This window comes from Bacillus sp. PS237 (assembly GCF_037963345.1).
GTDB classification, from domain to species: Bacteria; Bacillota; Bacilli; order Bacillales; family Bacillaceae; genus Bacillus; species Bacillus subtilis.
In genome coordinates this window covers 3536057-3557707 of record NZ_CP150156.1, presented here as the reverse complement: position 1 = coordinate 3557707, position 21651 = coordinate 3536057, and the positions used below count along the sequence as shown (strand labels likewise).

The 21651-nt window shown below is 44.3% G+C and carries 15 protein-coding genes and 1 pseudogene; 13 read left to right on the top strand and 3 right to left on the bottom strand.

Annotated elements, in window-relative coordinates:
- Positions 1-154: 154 nt before the first annotated feature.
- From secA to minJ, 9 genes are all read left to right on the top strand, one after another.
- Complete coding sequence (gene secA / locus NST22_RS18450; protein WP_003228033.1) at positions 155-2680, top strand: preprotein translocase subunit SecA; 2526 nt, start codon at positions 155-157, stop codon at positions 2678-2680.
- A 69-nt stretch (positions 2681-2749) separates the two neighbouring features.
- Positions 2750-3851 (top strand): peptide chain release factor 2 gene (prfB, locus tag NST22_RS18445; RefSeq protein ID WP_010886623.1). Its coding sequence is split into 2 segments (ribosomal slippage): positions 2750-2821 and positions 2823-3851, totalling 1101 coding nucleotides; the frame shifts between segments, so codons are not numbered across the junction.
- 165 nt (positions 3852-4016) lie between these two features.
- Positions 4017-4862: a YitT family protein gene (locus NST22_RS18440; protein ID WP_003242677.1), complete on the top strand. Its 846-nt coding sequence runs from the start codon at positions 4017-4019 to the stop codon at positions 4860-4862.
- 48 nt (positions 4863-4910) lie between these two features.
- On the top strand, positions 4911-5249 hold the full coding sequence (gene cccB / locus NST22_RS18435; RefSeq protein ID WP_003242725.1) for a cytochrome c551: 339 nt from the start codon (positions 4911-4913) through the stop codon (positions 5247-5249).
- A gap of 233 nt (positions 5250-5482) precedes the next feature.
- Positions 5483-6169, top strand: coding sequence for a cell division ATP-binding protein FtsE (gene ftsE, locus NST22_RS18430; protein ID WP_003228039.1), 687 nt, complete (start codon positions 5483-5485; stop codon positions 6167-6169).
- Positions 6162-7052, top strand: a complete 891-nt coding sequence (ftsX, locus tag NST22_RS18425) for a permease-like cell division protein FtsX (protein WP_009968247.1) — start codon at positions 6162-6164, stop codon at positions 7050-7052. Before ftsE ends, ftsX begins: the two co-directional genes overlap by 8 nt.
- A 139-nt stretch (positions 7053-7191) precedes the next feature.
- The gene (gene ctpB, locus NST22_RS18420) at positions 7192-8634 is read left to right on the top strand and encodes a carboxy-terminal processing protease CtpB (protein WP_003228041.1); all 1443 of its coding nucleotides are present in this window, start codon (positions 7192-7194) and stop codon (positions 8632-8634) included.
- Between the two features lie 383 nt (positions 8635-9017).
- The gene (gene swrA / locus NST22_RS18415) at positions 9018-9371 is read left to right on the top strand and encodes a swarming motility protein SwrAA (protein WP_015251121.1); all 354 of its coding nucleotides are present in this window, start codon (positions 9018-9020) and stop codon (positions 9369-9371) included.
- A 78-nt stretch (positions 9372-9449) separates the two neighbouring features.
- Entirely contained in the window at positions 9450-10643 is a 1194-nt protein-coding gene (gene minJ, locus NST22_RS18410) for a cell division topological determinant MinJ (RefSeq protein WP_003242631.1), read from the top strand.
- A 47-nt stretch (positions 10644-10690) separates the two neighbouring features.
- Here the strand turns inward: minJ and NST22_RS18405 are convergent, their stop codons facing one another.
- The 3 genes from NST22_RS18405 to NST22_RS18395 form a co-directional block, all read right to left on the bottom strand.
- On the bottom strand, positions 10691-12025 hold the full coding sequence (locus NST22_RS18405) for an MFS transporter (RefSeq protein WP_003242625.1): 1335 nt from the start codon (positions 12023-12025) through the stop codon (positions 10691-10693).
- Between the two features lie 30 nt (positions 12026-12055).
- A complete protein-coding gene (locus NST22_RS18400; RefSeq protein WP_003244088.1) occupies positions 12056-12625 on the bottom strand; it encodes a TetR/AcrR family transcriptional regulator in 570 nt (189 codons plus the stop codon).
- 75 nt (positions 12626-12700) lie between these two features.
- A complete protein-coding gene (locus tag NST22_RS18395) occupies positions 12701-15196 on the bottom strand; it encodes a PEP/pyruvate-binding domain-containing protein (protein WP_003243243.1) in 2496 nt (831 codons plus the stop codon).
- 446 nt (positions 15197-15642) lie between these two features.
- Between NST22_RS18395 and NST22_RS18390 the strand changes: the two genes are divergently transcribed.
- The 4 genes and pseudogenes from NST22_RS18390 to NST22_RS18375 all read left to right on the top strand — a co-directional run.
- A complete protein-coding gene (locus NST22_RS18390; RefSeq protein ID WP_003228053.1) occupies positions 15643-15873 on the top strand; it encodes a CsbA family protein in 231 nt (76 codons plus the stop codon).
- Between the two features lie 185 nt (positions 15874-16058).
- Complete coding sequence (uvrB, locus tag NST22_RS18385) at positions 16059-18044, top strand: excinuclease ABC subunit UvrB (RefSeq protein WP_003243787.1); 1986 nt, start codon at positions 16059-16061, stop codon at positions 18042-18044.
- 7 nt (positions 18045-18051) lie between these two features.
- Positions 18052-20925 carry an excinuclease ABC subunit UvrA gene (uvrA, locus tag NST22_RS18380; RefSeq protein ID WP_003228057.1) on the top strand — a complete coding sequence of 958 codons (2874 nt, stop codon included), beginning with the start codon at positions 18052-18054 and terminating at the stop codon, positions 20923-20925.
- An 80-nt stretch (positions 20926-21005) separates the two neighbouring features.
- Positions 21006-21569 (top strand): annotated as a pseudogene (locus tag NST22_RS18375) (flagellin); the annotation flags it as partial.
- Between the last annotated feature and the right edge of the window lie 82 nt (positions 21570-21651).

Genomic DNA, 21651 nt, shown 5'->3' with positions numbered 1-21651 from the left:
TCCGTGATGTCCGCGGAAGGTTTTTGTTTTTCTTATTTGCAAATTCTTTGGAAATAACAAAAGGTATGATATGATAATGAGAGGTATACATGGACTAGTAAATTATTTATACATGCCTCTAAAATAGGCGTGTGATGATAGAGGAGCGTTATAAATGCTTGGAATTTTAAATAAAATGTTTGATCCAACAAAACGTACGCTGAATAGATACGAAAAAATTGCTAACGATATTGATGCGATTCGCGGAGACTATGAAAATCTCTCTGACGACGCATTGAAACATAAAACAATTGAATTTAAAGAGCGTCTTGAAAAAGGGGCGACAACGGATGATCTTCTTGTTGAAGCTTTCGCTGTTGTTCGAGAAGCTTCACGCCGCGTAACAGGCATGTTTCCGTTTAAAGTCCAGCTCATGGGGGGCGTGGCGCTTCATGACGGAAATATAGCGGAAATGAAAACAGGGGAAGGGAAAACATTAACGTCTACCCTGCCTGTTTATTTAAATGCGTTAACCGGTAAAGGCGTACACGTCGTGACTGTCAACGAATACTTGGCAAGCCGTGACGCTGAGCAAATGGGGAAAATTTTCGAGTTTCTCGGTTTGACTGTCGGTTTGAATTTAAACTCAATGTCAAAAGACGAAAAACGGGAAGCTTATGCCGCTGATATTACTTACTCCACAAACAACGAGCTTGGCTTCGACTATTTGCGTGACAATATGGTTCTTTATAAAGAGCAGATGGTTCAGCGCCCGCTTCATTTTGCGGTAATAGATGAAGTTGACTCTATTTTAATTGATGAAGCAAGAACACCGCTTATCATTTCTGGACAAGCTGCAAAATCCACTAAGCTGTACGTACAGGCAAATGCTTTTGTCCGCACGTTAAAAGCGGAGAAGGATTACACGTACGATATCAAAACAAAAGCTGTACAGCTTACTGAAGAAGGAATGACGAAGGCGGAAAAAGCATTCGGCATCGATAACCTCTTTGATGTGAAGCATGTCGCGCTCAACCACCATATCAACCAGGCCTTAAAAGCTCACGTTGCGATGCAAAAGGACGTTGACTATGTAGTGGAAGACGGACAGGTTGTTATTGTTGATTCCTTCACGGGACGTCTGATGAAAGGCCGCCGCTACAGTGAGGGGCTTCACCAAGCGATTGAAGCAAAGGAAGGGCTTGAGATTCAAAACGAAAGCATGACCTTGGCGACGATTACGTTCCAAAACTACTTCCGAATGTACGAAAAACTTGCCGGTATGACGGGTACAGCTAAGACAGAGGAAGAAGAATTCCGCAACATCTACAACATGCAGGTTGTCACGATCCCTACCAACAGGCCTGTTGTCCGTGATGACCGCCCGGATTTAATTTACCGCACGATGGAAGGAAAGTTTAAGGCAGTTGCGGAGGATGTCGCACAGCGTTACATGACGGGACAGCCTGTTCTAGTCGGTACGGTTGCCGTTGAAACATCTGAATTGATTTCTAAGCTGCTTAAAAACAAAGGAATTCCGCATCAAGTGTTAAATGCCAAAAACCATGAACGTGAAGCGCAGATCATTGAAGAGGCCGGCCAAAAAGGCGCAGTTACGATTGCGACTAACATGGCGGGGCGCGGAACGGACATTAAGCTTGGCGAAGGTGTAAAAGAGCTTGGCGGGCTCGCTGTAGTCGGAACAGAACGACATGAATCACGCCGGATTGACAATCAGCTTCGAGGTCGTTCCGGACGTCAGGGAGACCCGGGGATTACTCAATTTTATCTTTCTATGGAAGATGAATTGATGCGCAGATTCGGAGCTGAGCGGACAATGGCGATGCTTGACCGCTTCGGCATGGACGACTCTACTCCAATCCAAAGCAAAATGGTATCTCGCGCGGTTGAATCGTCTCAAAAACGCGTCGAAGGCAATAACTTCGATTCGCGTAAACAGCTTCTGCAATATGATGATGTTCTCCGCCAGCAGCGTGAGGTCATTTATAAGCAGCGCTTTGAAGTCATTGACTCTGAAAACCTGCGTGAAATCGTTGAAAATATGATCAAGTCTTCTCTCGAACGCGCAATTGCAGCCTATACGCCAAGAGAAGAGCTTCCTGAGGAGTGGAAGCTTGACGGTCTAGTTGATCTTATCAACACAACTTATCTTGATGAAGGTGCACTTGAGAAGAGCGATATCTTCGGCAAAGAACCGGATGAAATGCTTGAGCTCATTATGGATCGCATCATCACAAAATATAATGAGAAGGAAGAGCAATTCGGCAAAGAGCAAATGCGCGAATTCGAAAAAGTTATCGTTCTTCGTGCCGTTGATTCTAAATGGATGGATCATATTGATGCGATGGATCAGCTCCGCCAAGGGATTCACCTTCGTGCTTACGCGCAGACGAACCCGCTTCGTGAGTATCAAATGGAAGGTTTTGCGATGTTTGAGCATATGATTGAATCAATTGAGGACGAAGTCGCAAAATTTGTGATGAAAGCTGAGATTGAAAACAATCTGGAGCGTGAAGAGGTTGTACAAGGTCAAACAACAGCTCATCAGCCGCAAGAAGGCGACGATAACAAAAAAGCAAAGAAAGCACCGGTTCGCAAAGTGGTTGATATCGGACGAAATGCCCCATGCCACTGCGGAAGCGGGAAAAAATATAAAAATTGCTGCGGCCGTACTGAATAGTTCGCCCCGGCAAGTTTACTGACCGCGGCGCCTGCAGGCGCCTGCGGATCTTTTAATGAGGTGAATGAAATGGAATTATCAGAAATTAGAGCAGAGCTCGAAAATATGGCTTCTCGTTTAGCGGACTTTAGGGGGTCTCTTTGACCTCGAATCAAAGGAGGCCCGCATTGCTGAGCTAGATGAACAAATGGCTGATCCGGAATTCTGGAATGATCAGCAAAAAGCTCAAACGGTTATAAATGAAGCAAACGGTTTAAAGGATTATGTCAATTCGTATAAAAAATTGAATGAATCCCACGAAGAATTACAAATGACTCATGATCTTTTGAAAGAAGAGCCGGACACTGATCTCCAGCTTGAGCTTGAAAAAGAACTAAAGTCATTAACAAAAGAGTTCAATGAGTTTGAGCTTCAGCTTCTTCTCAGCGAGCCGTATGATAAAAATAACGCGATTTTAGAACTGCACCCTGGTGCTGGCGGTACAGAGTCACAGGACTGGGGCTCTATGCTTCTTAGAATGTATACAAGATGGGGAGAGCGCCGCGGCTTTAAAGTAGAGACTCTCGATTACCTTCCAGGTGACGAGGCGGGAATCAAGTCAGTGACATTGCTCATCAAAGGACACAACGCTTACGGGTATCTCAAAGCAGAAAAAGGTGTTCATCGTCTTGTGCGGATCTCACCATTTGATTCATCAGGCCGCCGCCACACATCTTTCGTTTCATGTGAAGTCATGCCTGAATTTAACGATGAAATTGATATTGATATTCGTACGGAGGATATTAAAGTTGACACGTACCGTGCAAGCGGCGCGGGCGGACAGCACGTCAATACGACGGATTCAGCCGTTCGGATTACTCACTTGCCGACGAACGTAGTTGTGACATGCCAAACGGAGCGCTCACAAATTAAAAACCGTGAAAGAGCCATGAAAATGCTGAAGGCCAAGCTGTATCAGCGCAGAATTGAAGAGCAGCAGGCAGAGCTGGATGAAATTCGCGGTGAACAAAAAGAAATCGGCTGGGGCAGCCAAATCCGTTCTTATGTATTCCATCCGTATTCCATGGTAAAAGACCATCGGACCAATACAGAAATGGGGAACGTTCAAGCTGTAATGGATGGTGACATTGATACGTTTATTGATGCCTACCTGCGTTCTAAGCTTTCATAAGCTGAAAAACACACCTGATGCATACGGGTGTGTTTTTTTATTTCTTATATCCTTGATTTCACTGCTGCTTTAGCATATTACCACTGTATTTGGGTGTTATTTACATCTAATCAGGGAAGGATTAAAATGCTATCGGAGAGCATTGGAAGAAACGGAGGATATATGATGGACGTACGGAATAAAACATTGTGGATTTTGCGGGATTATGTATACATATTGATAGGAGCAGCGATTACGGCCGTGTCCTTTAATGTATTTTTGCTTCCGAATAAGATTGCCGCCGGCGGGGTCAGCGGGATCAGTACGATTTTACAATCATATGGTTTTGAAGCAGCGTATGTACAGTGGATTATTAATATCCCTTTATTTATTGCTGGCGTCATTTTGCTCGGCGGGAAATTTGGACTAAAGACGCTTGCAGGTTCTGTGTTTTTGCCGCTAGTAGTGTTTCTGACAAGGGATATTCAGCCCGCCACTCATCATGAACTCCTGGCGGCGATTTTTGGCGGTGTCGGGATAGGTATCGGAATTGGTATTGTGTACTTAGGGAAAGGTTCGACGGGAGGTACAGCCTTGGCTGCACAGATCATTCATAAGTACTCCGGTCTGTCATTGGGGAAGTGTCTCGCCATCATTGACGGAATGATCGTTGTTACGGCTATGATTGTATTTAATATTGAGCAAGGCTTATATGCCATGCTTGGCGTCTATGTGTCCAGCAAAACCATTGATGTTGTGCAAGTCGGCTTTAATCGTTCAAAAATGGCGCTCATCATTACAAAGCAGGAGCAGGCTGTCAAGGAGGCTGTCTTACAGAAGATTGACAGAGGCGTGACAAAAATTTCTGCAGTCGGCGGATATACTGACGATGACCGTCCGATTTTAATGTGCGTGGTTGGGCAAACTGAATTCACCAAATTGAAACAAATCGTCAAACAGATTGATGAGTCAGCTTTTGTAATTGTAGCAGACGCGAGCGAGGTGCTGGGCGAGGGTTTCAAACGCGCTTAAACGAGGTTATAATATGGAAGAGATCGTAAAGGAGTTGTGCTTCTCAACATGAAATCAAAGTTATCGATACTAATGATTGGATTTGCGCTTTCTGTTCTGTTGGCTGCCTGCGGATCAAACGATGCAAAAGAAGAGAAGACAGACACTGGCAGCAAGACGGAAGCCACTGCATCTGAAGGGGAAGAATTATATCAGCAAAGCTGCGTAGGCTGCCACGGCAAGGATTTAGAAGGTGTGTCAGGGCCTAATCTCCAAGAGGTCGGAGGCAAATACGATGAACACAAAATTGAAAGCATTATTAAAAACGGCCGCGGCAATATGCCAAAGGGGCTTGTAGATGATAACGAAGCCGCTGTTATTGCCAAATGGCTGTCAGAAAAAAAGTAAGATAAAAACATCCTTGCCGAGTGCTGGCAAGGATGTTTTTATGCCTTGACAATATGAATGAAAAGAAACTGTAATAGTATTATGTCTAAATTTGACGTATAATGAAGTGTATTGAAAAAGGGAACTTTCAGATTTTTCATCTTTTTACAAATGAATGGGTCATAAATTGTCGAATGCATTCGAAGAGTATGACCGTGTGATAGATAAAATGATATAAAAGATTAGGTGATTTCATGATAGAGATGAAGGAAGTATATAAAGCCTATCCGAACGGCGTAAAAGCACTCAATGGGATTTCTGTTACCATTCATCCCGGCGAGTTTGTGTATGTTGTTGGTCCGAGCGGAGCAGGTAAATCTACTTTTATTAAAATGATTTACAGAGAAGAAAAACCGACAAAAGGACAAATTTTAATCAATCATAAAGATCTCGCGACAATTAAAGAAAAAGAGATTCCTTTCGTGCGCCGCAAAATAGGTGTTGTCTTTCAGGATTTCAAGCTTCTTCCGAAACTTACTGTTTTTGAAAATGTGGCATTTGCCCTTGAAGTGATTGGAGAACAGCCGTCTGTCATTAAGAAACGGGTGCTTGAAGTGCTTGATCTCGTGCAGCTGAAGCATAAAGCGCGACAATTTCCTGACCAGCTTTCAGGCGGGGAGCAGCAGCGTGTATCTATTGCCAGATCAATTGTGAACAACCCTGATGTTGTCATTGCTGATGAACCGACAGGAAACCTTGATCCGGATACGTCCTGGGAAGTCATGAAGACGCTGGAGGAAATTAACAACCGCGGGACAACAGTCGTGATGGCGACACATAATAAAGAAATCGTAAACACCATGAAGAAACGTGTCATTGCAATCGAAGATGGTATCATTGTGCGTGATGAGTCAAGAGGGGAGTATGGTTCATATGATTAAAATTCTCGGGCGCCACTTGCGTGAGAGTTTTAAATCTCTCGGGAGAAACACATGGATGACATTTGCATCCATTAGTGCTGTAACCGTTACGCTGATTTTAGTCGGCGTGTTTTTAGTGATTATGCTGAATTTGAATAACATGGCCACGAATGCAGAAAAACAAGTCGAAATCAAAGTGCTGATTGATCTGACTGCAGATCAGAAGGCACAGGACAAGCTTCAGAACGATATTAAGGAACTGAAGGGCATTCAGAGTGTCACTTTTTCATCTAAAGAAAAAGAGCTTGACCAGCTGGTTGACAGTTTTGGTGACAGCGGAAAATCCCTGACAATGAAGGATCAGGAAAACCCGCTTAATGATGCGTTTGTCGTCAAAACGACAGATCCGCATGATACGCCGAACGTGGCGAAAAAGATCGAAAAAATGGATCATGTTTATAAAGTCACTTATGGAAAAGAAGAGGTCAGCCGTTTGTTTAAAGTGGTCGGCGTTTCCCGCAACATCGGAATCGCGTTAATTATCGGCCTGGTATTTACGGCGATGTTCTTAATTTCCAACACCATTAAAATTACAATTTTCGCAAGAAGAAAAGAAATTGAAATCATGAAGCTTGTCGGCGCGACAAACTGGTTTATCCGCTGGCCGTTTTTCCTTGAAGGATTGCTGCTAGGCGTATTCGGTTCTGTGATTCCGATTGCACTGGTGCTGAGCACTTACCAATACGTCATCGGATGGGTCGTTCCAAAGGTTCAAGGATCATTTGTCTCTCTTCTTCCTTATAATCCATTTGTATTCCAAGTTTCGCTAGTGCTGATTGCAATCGGCGCAGTAATTGGAGTATGGGGAAGTCTGACTTCCATCCGCAAGTTTCTGCGAGTATAAAGTGAAAAAGCCGTTCCGTTTTCGGGACGGCTTTTCATTTGCCTTCTTTTTCTTCTATGATTACATGAAATCTCCATCCTTTACATATACTATCTCTAGGTTTTGGTAAAGACAGTCTGGCATACAGGAGGAGTAAAGGATGAATCAAAAAATAATGGCTGTGATAGCAGCAGGGAGCATGCTGTTCGGAGGCGCCGGTGTATATGCGGGAATCAACCTGCTTGAGATGGATAAGCCCCAGACTGCAGCAGTTCCCGCGACGGCACAAGCTGACTCTGAACGGGATAAAGCTATGGACAAAATCGAAAAAGCGTATGAGTTAATTTCGAATGAGTACGTAGAAAAAGTAGATAGAGAAAAGCTGCTCGAGGGAGCCATCCAGGGAATGCTGTCTACGCTAAATGATCCTTATTCTGTTTACATGGACAAGCAGACAGCTAAGCAATTTTCTGATTCTCTTGATTCCTCATTTGAAGGCATCGGGGCTGAGGTTGGAATGGAAGACGGCAAAATTATTATTGTTTCTCCATTCAAGAAATCGCCAGCGGAAAAAGCCGGGTTGAAGCCTAATGATGAAATTATCAGCATCAATGGAGAATCGATGGCCGGCAAGGATTTAAACCACGCTGTGTTAAAAATAAGAGGAAAAAAAGGGTCCAGCGTTTCAATGAAGATTCAGCGGCCTGGAACGAAGAAGCAGTTGTCATTCCGGATCAAGAGAGCTGAGATTCCGCTCGAAACGGTTTTTGCATCAGAGAAAAAAGTACAGGGGCATTCTGTCGGATATATTGCCATCTCTACTTTTTCTGAGCACACCGCAGAGGATTTTGCAAAAGCGCTGAGGGAGCTTGAGAAAAAAGAAATAGAAGGACTTGTCATTGATGTACGCGGCAACCCGGGTGGATATCTTCAAAGTGTGGAAGAAATTCTTAAGCATTTCGTTACAAAGGATCAGCCGTATATTCAGATTGCTGAACGCAATGGAGATAAAAAACGTTATTTTTCAACATTGACCCATAAAAAAGCGTACCCTGTCAATGTGATTACGGATAAAGGAAGTGCCTCTGCATCAGAAATTCTTGCCGGCGCATTAAAGGAAGCTGGCCATTATGATGTTGTAGGCGATACGTCTTTTGGAAAGGGAACGGTTCAACAGGCTGTGCCAATGGGGGACGGCAGCAACATCAAATTAACGCTTTACAAGTGGCTGACGCCAAATGGAAACTGGATTCATAAGAAAGGAATTGAACCGACCATTGCGATTAAGCAGCCCGATTATTTTTCCGCCGGGCCCTTACAGCTGAAAGAGCCGCTTAAAGTGGACATGAACAATGAAGACGTCAAGCATGCGCAGGTATTGTTAAAAGGTCTCAGCTTTGATCCGGGACGTGAGGATGGCTATTTCAGCAAAGACATGAAAAAAGCGGTTATGGCTTTTCAGGATCAAAACAAGCTGAATAAAACCGGTGTGATCGACACTCGCACTGCAGAGACATTAAATCAGCAGATAGAAAAGAAAAAATCAGATGAAAAAAATGATTTGCAGCTTCAAACAGCATTGAAATCATTATTTGTCAATTAAAGGAGATGGTATTTCATCTCCTGTTTCTTTGTGCTTAAAGAGATTATGGATCATAAGTCACATAAAAAATGAGTTTTTGACAAGAAATTAAAAAAATTTTCACAAATAAACATTTATAAAGGACTGTTATTACCCGATATCAATATATGAGAGAGACTTTCTAACGAGTTAATATGCATTTAAAATGAAACTTTTGCAAGTTGCCTAGTCTTTGTTTACTTCATACAATATAAGAAGGTTCTAAAAAGAACAGTAATCAGGTTAATGGCAGCTGAACGACAGGTATTTAAAGAGTAACGTTAGCGAGAATGCTTGTTAGCACTCCAGTACTGCTGCTTATACTGGCCCGTGCTTATCTGTATAAAGAAAATGGGGGTTCACAATTGAAGAGGGCAAGTATTGTGCGTGAAAAAAAATATTATGAATTAGTGGAACAATTAAAAGACAGAACACAAGACGTAACATTTTCAGCTACAAAAGCACTAAGTCTTCTTATGCTGTTCAGCAGATATTTGGTCAATTACACCAATGTCGAATCAGTAAATGACATTAATGAGGAATGCGCCAAACATTATTTTAACTACTTAATGAAAAACCATAAGCGATTAGGAATTAATCTGACAGATATAAAAAGGTCGATGCATCTAATCAGCGGGTTATTGGATGTGGATGTAAACCACTATTTAAAGGATTTTTCACTATCGAATGTCACGCTGTGGATGACGCAAGAGAGATAAACTCTCCTGAGGATATCCAAGCCATTTAATATTTGATAGAATATGAGTAACATGTTTGGCTTGAGGCGGTGAGAGATAGTGTCTGTTCAATGGGGAATTGAACTGTTAAAAAGCGCGGGCTTGTTCTTCTTACACCCGCTTTTCTGGTTTTTTATCATCATAACCTTGGCTTTCGGCTATGTAAGAATCAAACGGGAACGAAAAACCTTTCATACAAGAATAGCAGATATTTATGATGATCTGAAATTTACATATACAAAGGGACTGATTCCAGGTCTTCTTTTGTCAGTTATTTTAGGTGGACTCGGAATATCGATTCCTCTCGGTTTACTTGCGATTATTGCCGTTATCACTGCAGCGGCAGCGTTCACTCTTCGCGCAAACTGGATGTCTGCTGCATATATCGTCAGTGTGAGTATGCTGATAGGTTTTGGACTGCAAATATATCAGGCGGAGCCCTTTCTGGAGAGATTTCCGCAAGGATTTGCAGTTGTTTGGCCGGCTGTGGCTGTGTTTCTAGGTTTGCTGATTATCACTGAAGGAGCGGTTGCTTATCGTTCTGCGCATGTGAGAACATCACCGGCACTTGTCGTAAGCAGCCGCGGTTTGCCGATCGGACAGCAGCTGGCAAACCGGGTTTGGCTTTTGCCGCTGTTCCTTCTCGTGCCCGGTAATGGTTTAGAATCGCACCTTAGCTGGTGGCCCGTGTTTACGGTTCCCGGCGGCTCATTCCATTTTCTATGGATTCCTTACTTTGTCGGATTTGGACAAAGGGTACAGGGATCGCTGCCTGAAACGAGTATAAGGATCACAGCGAAACGCGTTTGTATTCTCGGTCTTGCCGTCGCAGTTCTCGGTGCAGCGAGCTTACTGTGGACGCCGCTTGCGGGTGCAGCGGTCTGTACCGCTTTGTTAGGGCGTATTTTTCTGTCCATAAAGCAAAGAGTGAATGATAACGCGGCTCCGTTTTATTTCTCGAAAAGGGATCAGGGCTTAATGGTGCTTGGGATTATCCCCAATACGCCGGCTGAGGATCTGGAATTGAAAATCGGGGAAATCATAACGAAAGTCAATGGCATACCGGTTAAGAACGTTTCTGATTTCTATGAAGCGCTTCAGCATAACCGTGCATATGTAAAGCTTGAAATTATCGGTTTGAATGGAGAAATTCGTTTTGACCAGCGAGCTTCTTATGAAGGAGAACATCATGAATTGGGCATCCTCTTCGTAAAGGATGACCGTGAAGACGAAGCAGTCGCTTCGGGATCATAAAAGGCAGCCCGGCACCGCAGGATGATGCGATGCCGGGCTGTTTTGTGTTACGCTGAGTTTTTTTCTATCCGTGCCGTTTCATCAGATTTGATGCCCAATGAAACAAAAACGCCGATGATGGATACAGCAAAGAGAATCATAAATAGGGTGTGATATCCCGAAATCAGGCCAATTAAGGCTGATGAAATGATGCTTCCGAAATAACGGAAGGTCGAGAAAATCCCAGATGCCACTCCTGACATACCGGGGTCTACTGTGGCAAGGGATGAAACCTGCATGCTGGTCAGACCGACTCCGGAAGCGAGCCCGCCAAGGATAAGAGAGAGCATGAGGAACAAGACAGAATGCGAGCTGCTTAACAGCAAAAATAATAGATTCGCACCAGCCATCATGGCAAATGAAAGAAAAATGATTTTTTTGGCTCCCCATTTGTGATGGAGCTGCGCGCCCACCCAGTTGCTGGCTGACATGAAGATCGAAAATACAGAAAGCGCCATCCCGCTGTTAGATGTATTAAGCCCAAATTGGTTCGTCATAAATAACGGCATAATCAATAAGACGGCATACATCATCAAATTGCTTAACAAGACTGATAGATTCGCATTTGTAAAGGTTGAGCTTTTAAACAGTGCAAAGTCAATGATGGGGTGCTGGGTACGTTTTTCTCTTCTGAAAAAAAGCGGAACAAAAAGAAGTATCAATACACTGTATACAGTATATCCCCATGGAGCCTCATTTTTCGTCAGCAGGATAATGGAAACGATGCTGCCTGCAAGCAAGAGAGAGCCGATGATATCCAGCGGCGCGTCAGATTTATTTTCTTTATATTGAGGAAACATCGTTAATGCCGTAAATAAAGCAATGGCGAGGAACGGGATGTTGACCCAAAAAATCGAATGCCAGCTGAAGCTGTCAATCAGTATAGAGCCGATAAAAGGCCCGAGTGCTGCACCAAGTCCCGCGCCCAGTCCGAAAAATCCAAACACTTTCGGTAGGCGTTTTTCAGAAACAACATGCCGGATAATGGCAATGCTGTTTGGCGTAAGCAATGCCCCGCCGACAGCCTGCAATGCCCGAAAGACAATTAACAGGAGCAGACTCGGTGAAAGGGCGCAGCCTAGAGATGCGATTAGAAAAAGGCCGACTCCCCATAAGTACATTGTTTTATTGCCGTACATGTCACCGAGCTTTCCTGCAATCGGCTGTGTGACTGCCATCACGATTAAATAAACGGTAACCACCCAAGTGATGCTTGCGATGGACTCGTTATACGTATGGGAAATAGATGAGAGCGCGACCGCGATCATCGTTGAGTTAATGGGAACCAGAATGGCCCCCAATAATAGCGAGACGATCAGCGCCCATTCTTTTCTTGAGCTCATTGGGATCCTCCTTTTTATTATGCCAAGGAGTTAATCAGCAGAAATTCCTTTGACAAATAGAGCTGTGCTATGCTCCAGCATTTTTTCCTGGGGCATTGATATGACCCGGTCTCCTAAGTGGAGACGGTGAATGAAATAACCGAAGATAATCGACATGAACACGTCGGCATGTTCCGCTTCATTTCCTGTCTGAATAACCCCTTTCTCACCCATCGTTTTGAGATAATCAACCAATAGCTGTTTCATAGATTGGGGATATTCAGTGACGTGGTTAATGACATCCTGAAACATGGCCGGTTCACGAAAGCTGATTTTAATGATATCTTTTCTATGTTCGAGCTCCTCCAAGAGACAGGTTCCGATATGAAGCAGGTCTTTGTACAAATCCCCTTCTGTTTGTTCCAAAATGCTGCCTCTGTTTGAAGAATGCTGAGAAAGCAAAGCCTCAACTAGTCCTTGTTTGTTTTTAAAGTTCCTGAAAATCGTCGCTTCACTTACATTTGCTTTTTCTGCAATTTCTTTTGTAGTCGTTGCGCGATATCCTTTTTTGACGAGCAGCTGCATGGCAGCATCAAGGATTCTCTTGTTTGTCGGTCTCAATACGTTTCACCTCACGAATATACTGGCAGGACAAGTATACACCCGCCCCGCTTGTATAAGAAAGAGGGGGACGCATCAGGACCGGCTGACAACTGTGATTTTGCCGCTGCTTCCGTCAACAGTGATGATGTCACCGTCTCGCAGTCTTTCGGTTGCCGTGCGTGTGCCGAGAACGGCTGGAATGCCGTATTCACGGGCAATAATCGCAGCGTGAGACAAAATGCCGCCTGTGTCTGTAATAATCGCTTTGGCGTCTTGAAACAGGCTGGTCCATAGCGGTGTGGTCATCTTGCAAACGAGTACGTCTCCAGGCGCGAATTGAGAAAATTCATTGGCGTCCCGAATGATTTTCACCGGACCTGTCGCAATGCCGCTTGATGCCGCAATGCCAAAAATATGATTCTCTGTGTTTTTTTCATCCTCTATCACAGCGCCGACAATTTCTTCAGCTGCTTTGAGCTGTTCTTTTGTCGGGGTGCCGAGGTAGGCCGGGGCTTGGGCCAGCTCATACTCATGAAAAATCTGTCTGCGTTTTTCAGCCTTTTCTTGCAGGGATACAGGGTGAAGAAGCGCTTGTTCCACTTCGTCGTCATATAAGAACCAAAGGTCCTCCCGATCTTGAATGACACCGTTTTCCGCCAGCAATTCACCTATCTTCAGCAGAAAGATTCTCGCCTTGGCATCCAGCATGGCGTCAATATAAAAGTGGTGATCATCTTTTATATTTGCAGAGTTCAGTGTCCATTGATAATAGCGGTCAAATTCGGTGCGTAAACCGGGATCTTCTATGCTTTCCAAGAATTCATTGTATAATTTCTCTCGTTTTTCTTTTGTTTTCTGAAATTCATTGTCAAAATGATAGCCATTACGGACATAATTTTGAATATTGGCCAGAGCGAAATACGGATTTTCCACCCAGATTTGTTCAATCAGATCATGACTTTTAACAGATCTCCATCCGTATTCTTGCAAGAATTCATGGACGTTCTTCAGGAAGTGTCTTCCCTCATCTGTTTGTTCCAATTTCTCCTGGAGCTGTTCAGGCTTGTTGTTTTCAAAAATGGCCAGAAGGTTCGGGTTCTCCTGAACTTCCACAGAAAATAGCCATAAGCAACGGTCCGTTTCCAGTGATTTGTTCATTTTTCCTGTCAGCATCTCGTAAAAATGAGCGTTTTCGGACTCTCCTTGAATGTCCTGATACATCGCTTGCAGTTTGTTTGTTAAAAGGATTTGCGGGAAAACGATATTAAAGTGCTCTTCATAAGCCGTGAGATAAAAGGCCTTTAGTTTTTGAAAAGCTTCCAGTGCGCTTTCTGCGGTATGCTCAGTTTGTGCGAGCTGGTCCAGTGTCCGGTAAAAAGGGAGGTATGTGTGATTGATGATGTCATACATATGCTCCGATAAAATCGGGAAAAGCTCTTTGCCGCAGTCTTCAGAAGGAGGCTGCTGTCCGCCTTGGTTTTTGGAATAAATATGTCCGCGATAAAGTTTTACTTCATCAACAACTACACCAATCGGAAACTTTTGCATGCTCTTCTTCAAGCCATATTCCAATGCCGGCACGATGAAGGATGAAAATAACGGACTCACCGGACCTTCAATATTAGACTCCATGTTAAGCCAGAAATCATTCATATCAGTGTCGGTAATCATGAAGCTGCGTTTTTCTTCTGCCGCTTTTTTGTCCTGATCAATGGTTGTAATCGGGCGAGCTTGCAGAAGGTATATTTGATGATCAGCAATTCCAAATTCTATATCAACAGGATATCCGTACAGGTCTTCGGTTTTTTTTGTGATTTCAGCCAATTCAATCACTTGTTCATCTGTAAGGCAAAAACGGCTGCGCATGTCTTCACTCGTTTCTTTTTCAGCAATTCCTTCTGCCGCAGACTCCATGTAGATTTCCTTTGCACCTATTTCTTTCTGAATCTCAAACGAAGATTTATTAACAATGAACGTGTCTGGGGTAACATTTCCTGAAACAACAGCTTCACCCAACCCGTAGCTGGCGCTGATTAAAAGCTCTCTATCATCATGGGTAACAGGGTTGCGGCTGAAGATAACACCTGACATTTCTGAATCGATCAGCCCCTGAACGACTATTCCCATTAACGGCTCTGCGATTTGATTGTTCATTTTTTTCTTATAGCTGCTGACCCGCCCAGAAAAAAATGAGGCCCAGCATTCTTTCACTTTAGCCAGAAACTCTTCCTCTGTTTTGATATTTAAGTAGGTTTCATATTGACCCGCGAATGAGGCGCCTTCTAAATCTTCCGAAGCAGACGAAGAACGCACGGCTACGGATCGATATGATTCTCTAAGCTTATAAAAGGAACTAGTCAGCTCATCTTTCAGCTCATCCGAAAATGTTCCGGAAATGATCCCGCCTTCGACGTTTTCACTAGTCTCTTGAAGCTGGTTGTCCTCCATAAAACGTGCGAGCGCATTCGTTTGAATAATAAACCCGTCCGGAACAGGAAGACCGTGTTTGGTCAATTTAATCAAATTCATTCCTTTTGCTCCAGCCAGCTGGCTGGACTCTTCTGCCTGGCGAAATAAAACAGAATACATATTTGAAACCCCTCTTTTCTTCATTCATTTTGTTTTTCTCTCTAGTCTTTTTATTGCGGAGCCTGTGTTTAAAAAATGATAGTAAACACTATCATTTAATTGTAGGTTTTCAGGAAAATGCTGTCAAACGCAGAAAGTCCTAAATAAAATGAATAGTTAAGTTGGTTATATTATCCTGAAAAATGCGGCCGTACTGGTACTGTATGCCTATTTTCTTTTATTCTCGGAATCTGGCGGCGGACTTGATGATGTAATAAAAAAAGTGCCGCTGATTAGAACAGCGGCACCATGGAATAAGTTTTGACCGGCACCAAAATGCAAATATGGTGATTGATTTTGGCTGAAAAGGGGTATGGTGTAAGTAGAGGGAGCGAATGCACGATTGTCCGATTCTTCATTTTTTACTATAATCAGATCAGATGAAGAATCCCTGAGGAGGGTTTTTGTTGATTACAAAAGCCGTTTTTGCATTGTTTTTCCCTTTTATGCTTGTTGTTCTATTTACTAGAGTCACCTTTAATCATTATGTGGCGATCGCTTTAACAGCTGCATTGCTGTTTGCCTCTTATTTAAAAGGCTATACAGAAACGTATTTTATTGTAGGATTGGATGTTGTGTCTCTTGTGGCTGGCGGACTGTATATGGCCAAAAAAGCTGCAGAGAAAAAAGAAGAATAAATCGGACATAATGAATATAAAGACTGAATACCTGCTTTTACGTTTTAAAAGCAGGTTTTTTATACACAAAAACAGCTGGAAATAAAAAACCACCGAACTTTAGTTCGTATTTTTAGTGATTTTGCTTTCCATTGTGTTACTATATCTATAGGAAGATTTCGTTAAAGAAACGGAGGCTTATTTTTGTGAAAGATCGCTTTGAGTTAGTCTCGAAATATCAGCCCCAGGGAGATCAGCCGAAAGCCATTGAAAAGCTTGTGAAAGGAATTCAGGAGGGCAAGAAGCATCAGACTCTGCTGGGTGCAACAGGAACTGGGAAAACATTTACGGTGTCCAATTTGATTAAAGAAGTCAATAAGCCGACTCTCGTGATTGCCCATAACAAAACCCTTGCTGGACAGCTTTACAGTGAGTTCAAGGAATTTTTTCCGAACAATGCTGTCGAGTATTTTGTCAGCTACTATGATTATTATCAGCCGGAGGCGTATGTGCCTCAAACGGATACATTTATAGAGAAAGACGCTAGTATTAATGATGAAATTGATAAACTGAGACACTCCGCCACATCAGCTTTGTTTGAGCGCAGAGATGTCATTATTATTGCGAGTGTGTCTTGTATATACGGCCTCGGTTCGCCTGAGGAATACCGGGAAATGGTCGTGTCACTGCGGACTGAAATGGAAATTGAGCGCAACGAGCTGCTCAGAAAACTTGTAGACATCCAATATGCCCGCAACGATATCGACTTTCAGCGCGGTACATTTCGTGTGCGCGGGGATGTAGTGGAAATCTTTCCGGCATCCCGTGATGAGCATTGTGTCAGAGTTGAATTTTTCGGTGACGAAATCGAACGGATTCGGGAAGTAGATGCGCTGACAGGAGAAATTCTCGGCGACCGAGATCATGTTGCGATTTTCCCGGCATCCCACTTCGTAACGCGGGCCGAGAAAATGGAGAAGGCGATTCAAAATATCGAGAAGGAGCTTGAGGAGCAGCTGAAGGTCATGCATGAAAACGGAAAGCTCCTTGAAGCGCAGCGTTTAGAGCAGCGGACAAGATATGATCTTGAAATGATGCGTGAAATGGGTTTCTGCTCCGGCATCGAGAACTATTCAAGACATTTGACTCTGCGGCCTCCAGGTTCAACGCCGTATACGCTTCTTGATTATTTCCCAGACGATTTTATGATCGTGGTGGATGAGTCGCATGTGACAATTCCTCAGGTGCGCGGCATGTTTAACGGAGACCAGGCGCGGAAACAGGTGCTCGTGGATCACGGCTTCCGGCTTCCATCAGCGCTTGATAACCGTCCGCTTCGTTTTGAGGAATTTGAAAAGCATATGCACAATATCGTGTATGTATCAGCAACACCAGGGCCGTACGAGATTGAACATACAGATGAAATGGTCGAACAGATCATTCGTCCGACGGGGCTTCTTGACCCGCTTATTGACGTCCGTCCAATCGAAGGTCAGATTGACGACTTGATCGGCGAAATTCAAGCAAGAATCGAGCGGAATGAACGGGTGCTTGTGACAACTTTGACGAAGAAGATGTCAGAGGATCTGACCGATTATTTAAAGGAAATCGGCATTAAAGTAAACTATCTGCATTCTGAGATCAAGACGCTTGAACGGATTGAAATTATCCGCGACCTGCGCCTTGGCAAGTACGATGTGCTTGTCGGCATCAACCTGCTGAGGGAAGGTTTGGACATTCCCGAAGTATCCCTTGTTGCGATTTTGGATGCGGATAAGGAAGGTTTCCTTCGTTCGGAGCGGTCGCTGATCCAGACCATCGGACGGGCAGCGAGAAATGCGGAAGGCCGCGTCATTATGTACGCCGATAAAATAACGAAGTCTATGGAAATTGCGATTAATGAAACAAAACGCCGCCGCGAGCAGCAGGAGCGGTTTAACGAAGAGCACGGCATTACGCCGAAAACGATAAATAAAGAAATTCGCGATGTCATTCGTGCCACAGTAGCAGCTGAGGATAAAGCGGAATACAAAACAAAAGCCGCGCCGAAGCTGTCGAAAATGACGAAGAAAGAACGCCAGAAAGTCGTTGAACAGATGGAGCATGAAATGAAGGAAGCCGCCAAGGCGCTTGACTTTGAGAGAGCCGCGGAGCTTCGCGATTTACTTTTAGAGCTAAAAGCGGAAGGATGATGAACAAATGGCTATGGATCGGATAGAGGTGAAGGGAGCCAGGGCGCATAACCTGAAAAATATAGATGTAACGATTCCGAGAGATCAGCTTGTCGTTGTCACGGGTTTGTCCGGATCAGGTAAATCCTCCCTTGCCTTTGACACGATATATGCTGAAGGACAGAGACGGTATGTCGAGTCGCTGTCTGCCTATGCCCGCCAGTTTTTAGGGCAAATGGATAAGCCGGATGTGGATGCAATTGAGGGGCTCTCTCCCGCCATCAGCATTGATCAGAAAACAACGAGCCGCAATCCGAGGTCTACTGTCGGTACGGTAACTGAGATTTATGATTATCTGCGTCTTTTATATGCGAGAGTAGGGAAGCCTCATTGTCCGGAACACGGAATTGAGATTACATCCCAGACCATCGAGCAAATGGTGGACAGAATTCTGGAATACCCGGAACGGACGAAGCTTCAGGTGCTGGCGCCGATTGTCTCGGGCCGAAAAGGCGCTCATGTCAAAGTGCTTGAACAGATTAGGAAACAAGGCTATGTCAGAGTCAGAATTGACGGCGAGATGGCTGAGCTTTCCGACGATATCGAATTAGAAAAGAACAAGAAGCATTCCATTGAGGTAGTCATTGACCGGATTGTCGTGAAAGAAGGCGTGGCAGCCCGGCTGTCAGATTCATTGGAAACGGCGCTTCGTTTAGGTGAAGGACGGGTTATGATCGATGTCATCGGTGAGGAAGAGCTGATGTTCAGCGAGCATCATGCCTGTCCGCACTGCGGATTTTCAATTGGTGAGCTTGAGCCGCGTCTGTTTTCGTTTAACAGTCCGTTCGGGGCGTGTCCGACGTGTGACGGTCTCGGAATGAAGCTTGAAGTGGATGCCGATCTTGTCATCCCCAATCAAGATTTGTCATTGAAGGAGAATGCGGTCGCCCCTTGGACACCGATCAGCTCACAATATTATCCTCAGCTGCTTGAGGCAGTCTGCACCCACTACGGGATTGATATGGATGTGCCGGTCAAAGATTTGCCGAAGCATCAACTGGATAAAGTGCTGTACGGCAGCGGGGATGACCTGATTTATTTCCGATATGAAAATGATTTTGGACAAATCCGCGAAGGTGAAATTCAATTTGAAGGCGTATTGCGCAACATTGAAAGACGCTATAAGGAGACAGGCTCCGATTTCATACGTGAGCAAATGGAGCAGTATATGTCTCAGAAGTCTTGTCCGACGTGCAAAGGCTATCGGTTAAAGAAAGAGGCGCTTGCCGTACTGATTGACGGCCGCCACATTGGGAAAATTACCGAGCTGTCTGTCGCCGACGCACTTGCCTTCTTTAAAGATCTTACCCTTTCTGAGAAGGATATGCAGATCGCCAATTTGATTTTGCGCGAAATTGTGGAGCGCTTAAGCTTTCTGGACAAAGTCGGCCTCGATTACCTGACATTGAGCAGGGCAGCGGGTACATTGTCCGGAGGAGAGGCGCAGCGCATCAGGCTGGCGACTCAAATTGGCTCGCGTTTATCCGGTGTGCTTTATATTTTAGATGAGCCGTCTATCGGTCTGCATCAGCGTGATAACGACCGCTTGATCAGCGCTCTGAAAAATATGAGAGACCTCGGGAACACGCTGATTGTTGTCGAACATGATGAGGACACGATGATGGCAGCAGATTATTTAATAGATATTGGACCGGGAGCCGGCATTCACGGCGGACAGGTGATATCTGCGGGTACGCCGGAAGAAGTGATGGAAGATCCAAATTCATTAACGGGCAGCTATTTATCAGGGAAAAAGTTTATCCCATTGCCTCCTGAAAGAAGAAAGCCGGACGGACGTTACATTGAAATTAAAGGTGCATCAGAAAACAACCTGAAAAAAGTGAATGCCAAGTTCCCGCTTGGGACGTTTACAGCAGTTACAGGTGTTTCCGGTTCAGGAAAGAGTACACTCGTTAATGAAATTTTGCATAAGGCGCTGGCGCAAAAGCTTCATAAAGCGAAAGCGAAGCCCGGCAGCCATAAAGAGATTAAAGGTTTGGATCATTTAGATAAAGTCATTGACATTGACCAGGCGCCAATCGGAAGAACGCCGAGATCCAACCCTGCGACATACACCGGTGTATTTGATGACATTCGTGATGTATTCGCGCAGACAAATGAAGCGAAGGTCCGCGGCTATAAAAAAGGCCGTTTCAGCTTCAACGTGAAGGGCGGACGATGTGAAGCCTGCCGCGGAGACGGGATTATTAAAATTGAAATGCACTTCCTTCCTGACGTATACGTTCCATGCGAGGTGTGTCACGGCAAACGCTATAACCGTGAAACGCTTGAAGTGACGTACAAAGGAAAAAGCATCTCTGATGTGCTTGATATGACGGTTGAAGATGCTCTTTCTTTCTTTGAAAATATCCCGAAAATCAAACGCAAGCTCCAAACCCTTTATGATGTTGGTTTAGGTTATATTACGCTCGGCCAGCCGGCGACGACCTTGTCAGGCGGAGAAGCGCAGCGCGTGAAGCTCGCGTCAGAGCTGCACAAACGCTCAACCGGACGTACGCTCTACATTTTAGATGAGCCGACGACAGGTTTGCATGTCGACGATATCGCCAGGCTTCTTGTCGTGCTGCAACGGTTGGTAGACAACGGAGACACTGTACTGGTTATTGAGCACAATCTTGATATCATTAAGACGGCCGATTACATTGTGGATTTGGGCCCGGAAGGCGGAGCCGGAGGCGGAACCATTGTCGCGTCTGGAACGCCTGAGGAAATCACTGAAGTTGAAGAATCGTATACAGGCCGTTATTTAAAGCCTGTTATCGAACGTGACAAAACACGCATGAAATCGCTCTTGAAAGCAAAAGAAACAGCTACATCTTAAAACCCTCTGTTAAGAGGGGACAGCTTGTCGGCAAGTCCATCCTTGGGCTTAGCAGGCAAGCTTTTTCTTTACGGCATAATAGGTTTAGAAGTGAACTTACTGTTCAAGCAGGAAACACAGGTACACAACAAGCAGAAGATCTTGGTGCAATTAAAGATGAAATGGATGCGCTTATTGAGGAAGTTGATGGCATTTCAAATCGTACTGAATTCAACGGCAAAAAGTTATTAGATGGTACTGAAACTGATGGTTTCACTTTCCAAATTGGAGCAAATGCTGGCCAGCAGCTTACAGTTAACATTGACAGCATGTCATCAACTGCTTTAGGAGTAAACGCACTTAATGTAACAGATTTTGCTAATACTCCTTTTGATACACAACTTGAAAGTATTGATACTGCAATCAACAATGTCTCAAACCAACGTGCTAAACTTGGTGCGGTACAAAACCGTCTAGAGCACACAATCAACAACCTTGGTGCTTCTTCTGAAAACCTGACAGCTGCTGAGTCCCGTATCCGTGACGTTGACATGGCGAAAGAAATGAGCGAGTTCACAAAGAACAACATTCCTTCTCAAGCTTCTCAAGCGATGCTTGCTCAAGCAAACCAACAGCCGCAAAACGTGCTTCAATTGTTACGTTAATTTTGAACGGCTATCTCTTTCTGATAGTTACAGCTTGCCGACAGAGTCCATTAACTGGATGTGCCGGCAGGCTTTTTTTGTT

Coding starts and splice junctions, on each gene's coding strand:
- cccB (WP_003242725.1), top strand. CDS start 4,911: ATGAAATCAAAGTTATCGATACTAATGATTGGATTTGCGCTTTCTGTT.
- ctpB (WP_003228041.1), top strand. CDS start 7,192: ATGAATCAAAAAATAATGGCTGTGATAGCAGCAGGGAGCATGCTGTTC.
- NST22_RS18405 (WP_003242625.1), bottom strand. CDS start 12,025: ATGAGCTCAAGAAAAGAATGGGCGCTGATCGTCTCGCTATTATTGGGG.
- NST22_RS18395 (WP_003243243.1), bottom strand. CDS start 15,196: ATGTATTCTGTTTTATTTCGCCAGGCAGAAGAGTCCAGCCAGCTGGCT.
- NST22_RS18440 (WP_003242677.1), top strand. CDS start 4,017: ATGGACGTACGGAATAAAACATTGTGGATTTTGCGGGATTATGTATAC.
- secA (WP_003228033.1), top strand. CDS start 155: ATGCTTGGAATTTTAAATAAAATGTTTGATCCAACAAAACGTACGCTG.
- uvrA (WP_003228057.1), top strand. CDS start 18,052: ATGGCTATGGATCGGATAGAGGTGAAGGGAGCCAGGGCGCATAACCTG.
- ftsE (WP_003228039.1), top strand. CDS start 5,483: ATGATAGAGATGAAGGAAGTATATAAAGCCTATCCGAACGGCGTAAAA.
- ftsX (WP_009968247.1), top strand. CDS start 6,162: ATGATTAAAATTCTCGGGCGCCACTTGCGTGAGAGTTTTAAATCTCTC.